A 5,278-nucleotide genomic window follows, 5' to 3' on the forward strand; every position below is an offset into this window, starting at 1 on the left:
ATCATATAGTGTGCTTGCGGAAGAACAAGCGATGCAAAATGAAGTGAAAGAATTGCTTTATTACGTGCATCAGCGTCTATTCCTACGCTATAACGATGTGTTTACTGAATTTATTAATCCAGCGTCACTTCGAACGGATGGAAATGTAAAAGCGCAGTTGCAACAGTGTGTTATGGAATTAGTAGCATTTATTCAGCATGATTTATTACAAGAAATGCGTGCGACATCATTACGTCTTGAAAAATGGATAGACGAAGCGATGAAGCGTGCAAAGGACGAAATTGTAGTGAACTGTAAAGTAGAAAATCAATCAATTTCTATGAATGGAACAGTGGAGTATGAATATAAAGATATTACACATAAAGAACCGTTCCCTTCAGTTGAAATAAAAGATTTCAAAAAAGCACTGGCACATTTTAAAAATGAGAAAAGCTTTTTTGAAAAGAATGACAAAGCTTTTATGCAAGAAGACGCTAAATCTGTATTAGAACCGCTTGTATCAAACTATGTAGCCGATGAAAAAGATTTATTTGTTCATCATTATAAGCAAGAATGGGATATGAAGTGGAACTTATTCCAAAAAGTGATGCAACAAGATGTGATGAACTATTATGAAAGTATATTGTTTGCATTGGCTGAAACGATCGATGTATTTCTATATGAACAAAGTAAAGAACAATTGCACAAGCAGTTAGTAGAGATTGAAAAAGAAATTTATGTTATATAGTCGTTATGAGAAAAAGATTCGTTCAATTTTCTTTTGCAGTACAGTATCTAAAGATTTGACAAATCCAGCAAATTCATCGGTAGAAATCATATGAGTAAGAACGAGTCGTCTGCCATCTGGTGTTTCACCGCATAAGACGAATGAAGAAAATTCGTATGTTTTATTTTCAACTACTAATTTTGGATAGGAATACGTGTCGCTTTTCTTCTTCTTTCCATCAATAGAGATGACGTTGCATTTTTTCTCATTGTTGTCCATGGTGAATCCCTCCTTTCTATTATTTATGGTAGACAAGGAGGGTTTAGAACAATAGAGGAGGGGGATTTTTATGTCTGTTGTAATAGATCGTATCTCAAAAGAAGCTATACCGAAATTGCTATTGCTACTTGCCGATCCAAGTGAACGGCAAATTGATGCATATATACAAAGAGGAGTAACATATGTAGCTAAGCAAGAGGACAGAGTTATAGGTGTATATGTTCTTTTAGAAACAAGGCCGAAGACGATGGAAATTATGAATATTGCGGTTGTAGAGTATATGCAAGGAAAAGGTATTGGAAAGAAGCTATTAAAGCATGCGATAGAAGCTGCTAAGGGATATGGTATGTGTAAACTTGAAGTTGGTACAGGTAATTCTAGTGTTTCACAACTTGCTTTATATCAAAAATGTGGATTTCGTATTTTTTCTATTGATTTTGATTACTTTTCAAAGCATTATGAAGAAGAGATTATTGAAAATGGGATTGTATGCCGTGATATGATTCGGCTTGCAATGGAATTAAATACGAAAGTATAACTTATCTAGGGGGAAGAGAAGATGGAAGTACACAAAGCAATTACAGCACATTCTCGTAAACAAAATGGAATTGTAACAGCATTTTTACAATTAGATGCGCAGCGTGAAACAGCTATTGAGGCAGCAGTATCACTTGCATCAAATGGGAAAGAATTTTCGGTTGATGTCATTAATATGGTAACGAAACAAATTAATGAACTTGCAAAAAATGGCGTTGCACCGCAGCGTAAACTTGTTACAAAAGATATGGTTATGGAGTATGTAAGTCGTTTGCAAGAGAAAGAAGGTCGTTAAAGATGATAGTTACAGTCGAATGGTTACGTGCGCATATAGAAGATGAGAATGTCCGTATAATCGATTGTCGTTTTGATTTAGCGAATCCTAATTGGGGTAAAGAAAAGTATGAAGAAGAACATATTCCTCATGCGCTATATTTTGATTTGAATTTAGATTTATCAAGTCCTGTAACAGCACATGGTGGCCGCCATCCATTGCCAAATATTAAGGAGTTTGCAGACAAGCTTTCGCAAGCTGGTATTGATGAACATACGACAGTGATTGCGTATGACAGTCAAGCTGGTGCAAATGCTGCTCGTTTATGGTGGTTATTAAACTATGTAGGACATGAGAAAGTATATATATTAGATGGCGGAATACCAGCTTGGAAAGAGAATGGATTACATACAACAATGGAAATACCTGTTGTTGCACGAAAAACATTCAAAGCCAACGTACAAGATCATATGCTTGTTACGATGGAAACGGTTAGAGAGAATATTCATACAGGTGTAGACGTTACGTTAATTGATTCTAGAGAACCCAAACGTTATGCTGGTGTAGAGGAACTTGTTGATCCGAAGGCAGGACATATTCCGACAGCAGTAAATTATTTTTGGAAGGATGGAATGTTGCAATCAGGACAATTTAAGAATGAAGCTGAGCAACAAGAACGATTCCAAAATCTGTCGAAAGATAAGGAAACCATTGTATATTGTGGTTCTGGTGTTACGGCATGTCCAAATATCATTGCGCTAAAATTGGCTGGATTCCAAAATGTTAAATTGTATGCAGGTAGCTGGAGTGATTGGATTTCTTATCCAGAAAATCAAATTGCAAAAGAAGAAGATTAATCACTTGCATGCAAAAATAATTTGTATTAAAATAAGGTCACAAGCAAGAGATTGCTCGAAAAACTTTGTATTTTACACATTGGAAACAATGTGATAATATAACGACAAGTAAATAATACATCCTGCGGTGTACGTAACTTATTTATGTCTAAAACCGATGTTAGTTATACGGAAGCTCAATATTTAGCGACCATCATCAAGCCTTCCTTGTGGAGGAAGATGTACGGTAACTGTGAGGGCATCCACCTGCGAGTAGCGGGTTTTTGGACATTTACGAGGAGCGGCACGTGCGGGGGTCTTATTTCAACTAACCTTATATAAAATTCCTACGGTGTACGTAGCTTATGCATGTCTTAAACCAATAAGTTTAATATGGAAGTTCAATATTTAAATGTAGCTAACATGCCATCTTTTTAAGAAGGAAGTTACAAACATTTGTGAGAGCATCCACCTGTGAGAGCAGGTTTATGGACATCTAGAGAGAACGGCATATGTGGGGCTATATAAAAACCTTACGTTTTATACGTAAGGTTTTTTTGTTGCATAGATATATCAATATTATCTTGATTCACCTGTGAAGTTTCCGTAATAAATGTAGCACTTTCTGTCTTCATCAATCTCTCTTGAATCCAAGGAGAATTCCATAGACATGCCGTCTCGCTGAATATATATAATATCTGAATGAAGAGATGGTAAAATTTCTTCGTAGTTCCATACATCTTGACTATCTACTAAGCTTGAACTCGTTTCACTTAGTTCTCTAATTTCAAAACCGATGTGGGAGTATGTAGGGTCTGAAGGGTCATTGGCGAAAACTTCTTTTTGAATATAAATAACTGCTGTTCCGTCTGGATCAACCGAAGTTGCAGTAACAACATAAGTATTTTTCTCTTTAATAAAATATTCACAAGTCATGCGTGCGATAATTTCAGAATTAGAAATATTGGCGTAGTTCCATAAAGCAGGATACCCTTTCGTTTCATCATTAAGTCGATATTCTAAGCGCATTTAATCCCTCTTCTTCCTTTTTCTTCTACTTTATCATGCCATCCTATATAATAGGAATAGAATTTAAAAAGGGGAGTGCGAAGGTGACAAAAACGAAATGGCTAGTAGGTGGTGTCGTAACGTCTTTAATGACTGGCACTTTATTTGGTTGCGCACAAGATCTTCCCCCAAAACCGAATGATAATAGTTGTTCTGATTGGGATTGGGATGATGAACTTGGGGTATGGCAGTGTGATGATAGTAGTTCAGGTTATCGTGGGCATTATTTCTATGGTGGGCGATACTATCAAAATAAATCCACTTTTAAAAATTCATCGGCGTTTAAATCGTATCAATCGTCTGCTGAATTTAAAGGTGGAATTGGAAGCGGTTCAAAGGGAGGATTTGGAGGCTAAAATATGTCGCAATACATAAGGGATCGAAAAGAATTTTATTTAAAATATCCGAATTTTTGGTCGGATTTATATGAATGTGAATATAGTTTGTTTCATGTTTTTTCTATAACAAATCAGACTTTGGAACAATTACACTTAGCGACTGAACGAATGGGTAAAATATTTTTTAAGACTGCTAGACTTTTGCGAAATTTAAGTGACGAACAGCTTCTTGAGCTTGGTTTTCCTCCTGCGAGCTTATCATTCATTAGAATGATAGGATTATATCCTGAATCTGTTATTTCACGATTTGATTTCGTTATAACGGTTGATAACCAAATTAAAATGCTTGAGTTTAATAGTGATACACCAACTTTTATTATGGAATGCTTTCAAATGAATGGAAAAGTTTGTGAAAACCTAGGTTATGATGATCCAAACTCGGATCAAGAACGATTACTATCTTCTGGTGTTACGAAAGCTGTAATGGAAGCGACAAAGGGATTAGACAATCCAAATGTTGTTTTTACAGCACATCATGAACATATTGAGGATTGGAATACGACTATGTATTTAAGTCAGTTATGCCATGTTGAAAATAAAGTAGTGCCAATGTCAGAACTTAGAATTACGAAAGATGCTCTAGTTGATAAAGATGGGGCGAAGATTGATGTTTTATATCGCCAAACGTATCCGATAGAAGATTTAATTGAGGATCAAGATCCTGAAACAGGAGATTTGGTAGGTGTGGAACTGCTGCAACTTGTAAAAGACGGAAATCTCTTTATTATAAATCCTTTGTCTGCCTTTTTACTTCAGCCAAAATCAATTCAGTGTCTTATTTGGGGATTAGCAGAAGAAGGGGCTTTTTATACAAATGAGGAACAACAGTGGGTTAAAGAATATATGCTACCTACATATTTAGAACCAGATTTATTTTTAGGAAAAGGTTCTTTCGTTCAAAAACCTTCGTTTGGTAGGGAAGGTGACACAATTACAATTCGCGATAAAGACACGAATATTATGATTCGAAATGCACATGAAACATATAAAACGTCATTGCCGATATTTCAAAAGTATATAGAGCTTCCAGTTGTATGTTTGGAAACTGAAAAAGGAGTGGAGAAACTATCGTATGTGTTTGGGGCGTTTTTAATCGCTGGAAAAGCGAGCAGTATCGGTATACGTGCTGGGGAAAAGATTACAGGAAATGAATCTTATTATTTACCAGTAGGTATTAAGA

General features: G+C 35.7%; 7 protein-coding genes, 2 other RNA genes and 1 pseudogene. 8 read left to right on the forward strand and 2 right to left on the reverse strand.

Features of this window, described 5'->3' with window-relative positions; genetic code table 11:
* Positions 1 to 727 (forward strand): annotated as a pseudogene (locus JDS92_RS29465) (dynamin family protein); the annotation flags it as partial.
* Between the two features lie 3 nt (positions 728 to 730).
* On the opposite strand, the gene JDS92_RS29470 reads toward JDS92_RS29465, so the two are convergent.
* Positions 731 to 985, reverse strand: a complete 255-nt coding sequence (locus JDS92_RS29470; RefSeq protein ID WP_000369740.1) for a DUF3931 domain-containing protein — start codon at positions 983 to 985, stop codon at positions 731 to 733.
* Between the two features lie 70 nt (positions 986 to 1,055).
* Between JDS92_RS29470 and JDS92_RS29475 the strand changes: the two genes are divergently transcribed.
* From JDS92_RS29475 to ssrS (JDS92_RS29495), 5 genes are all read left to right on the forward strand, one after another.
* Positions 1,056 to 1,523: a GNAT family N-acetyltransferase gene (locus JDS92_RS29475; RefSeq protein WP_000117677.1), complete on the forward strand. Its 468-nt coding sequence runs from the start codon at positions 1,056 to 1,058 to the stop codon at positions 1,521 to 1,523.
* A gap of 21 nt (positions 1,524 to 1,544) precedes the next feature.
* A complete protein-coding gene (locus tag JDS92_RS29480; RefSeq protein WP_199632998.1) occupies positions 1,545 to 1,817 on the forward strand; it encodes a YpbS family protein in 273 nt (90 codons plus the stop codon).
* 2 nt (positions 1,818 to 1,819) lie between these two features.
* The gene (locus JDS92_RS29485) at positions 1,820 to 2,653 is read left to right on the forward strand and encodes a sulfurtransferase (RefSeq protein ID WP_097957082.1); all 834 of its coding nucleotides are present in this window, start codon (positions 1,820 to 1,822) and stop codon (positions 2,651 to 2,653) included.
* Positions 2,654 to 2,769: 116 nt separating this feature from the next.
* A non-coding RNA gene (ssrS, locus tag JDS92_RS29490) (6S RNA) lies at positions 2,770 to 2,952 on the forward strand.
* Between the two features lie 21 nt (positions 2,953 to 2,973).
* A non-coding RNA gene (gene ssrS / locus JDS92_RS29495) (6S RNA) lies at positions 2,974 to 3,157 on the forward strand.
* A gap of 54 nt (positions 3,158 to 3,211) precedes the next feature.
* On the opposite strand, the gene JDS92_RS29500 is transcribed toward ssrS (JDS92_RS29495), so the two are convergent.
* Entirely contained in the window at positions 3,212 to 3,661 is a 450-nt protein-coding gene (locus tag JDS92_RS29500; RefSeq protein ID WP_001235522.1) for a hypothetical protein, read from the reverse strand.
* A gap of 83 nt (positions 3,662 to 3,744) precedes the next feature.
* Between JDS92_RS29500 and JDS92_RS29505 the strand changes: the two genes are divergently transcribed.
* A complete protein-coding gene (locus JDS92_RS29505; protein ID WP_000169030.1) occupies positions 3,745 to 4,056 on the forward strand; it encodes a hypothetical protein in 312 nt (103 codons plus the stop codon).
* A gap of 3 nt (positions 4,057 to 4,059) precedes the next feature.
* A partial coding sequence (locus tag JDS92_RS29510; RefSeq protein ID WP_199632999.1) for a glutathionylspermidine synthase family protein occupies positions 4,060 to 5,278 on the forward strand: 1,219 nt, incomplete at its 3' end.

Origin of the sequence: Bacillus cereus group sp. N12, assembly GCF_016483575.1 — a bacterium.
Lineage (GTDB): Bacteria > Bacillota > Bacilli > Bacillales > Bacillaceae_G > Bacillus_A > Bacillus_A toyonensis.

Coding starts and splice junctions, on each gene's coding strand:
- JDS92_RS29470 (WP_000369740.1), bottom strand. CDS start 985: ATGGACAACAATGAGAAAAAATGCAACGTCATCTCTATTGATGGAAAG.
- JDS92_RS29475 (WP_000117677.1), top strand. CDS start 1,056: ATGTCTGTTGTAATAGATCGTATCTCAAAAGAAGCTATACCGAAATTG.
- JDS92_RS29480 (WP_199632998.1), top strand. CDS start 1,545: ATGGAAGTACACAAAGCAATTACAGCACATTCTCGTAAACAAAATGGA.
- JDS92_RS29485 (WP_097957082.1), top strand. CDS start 1,820: ATGATAGTTACAGTCGAATGGTTACGTGCGCATATAGAAGATGAGAAT.
- JDS92_RS29500 (WP_001235522.1), bottom strand. CDS start 3,661: ATGCGCTTAGAATATCGACTTAATGATGAAACGAAAGGGTATCCTGCT.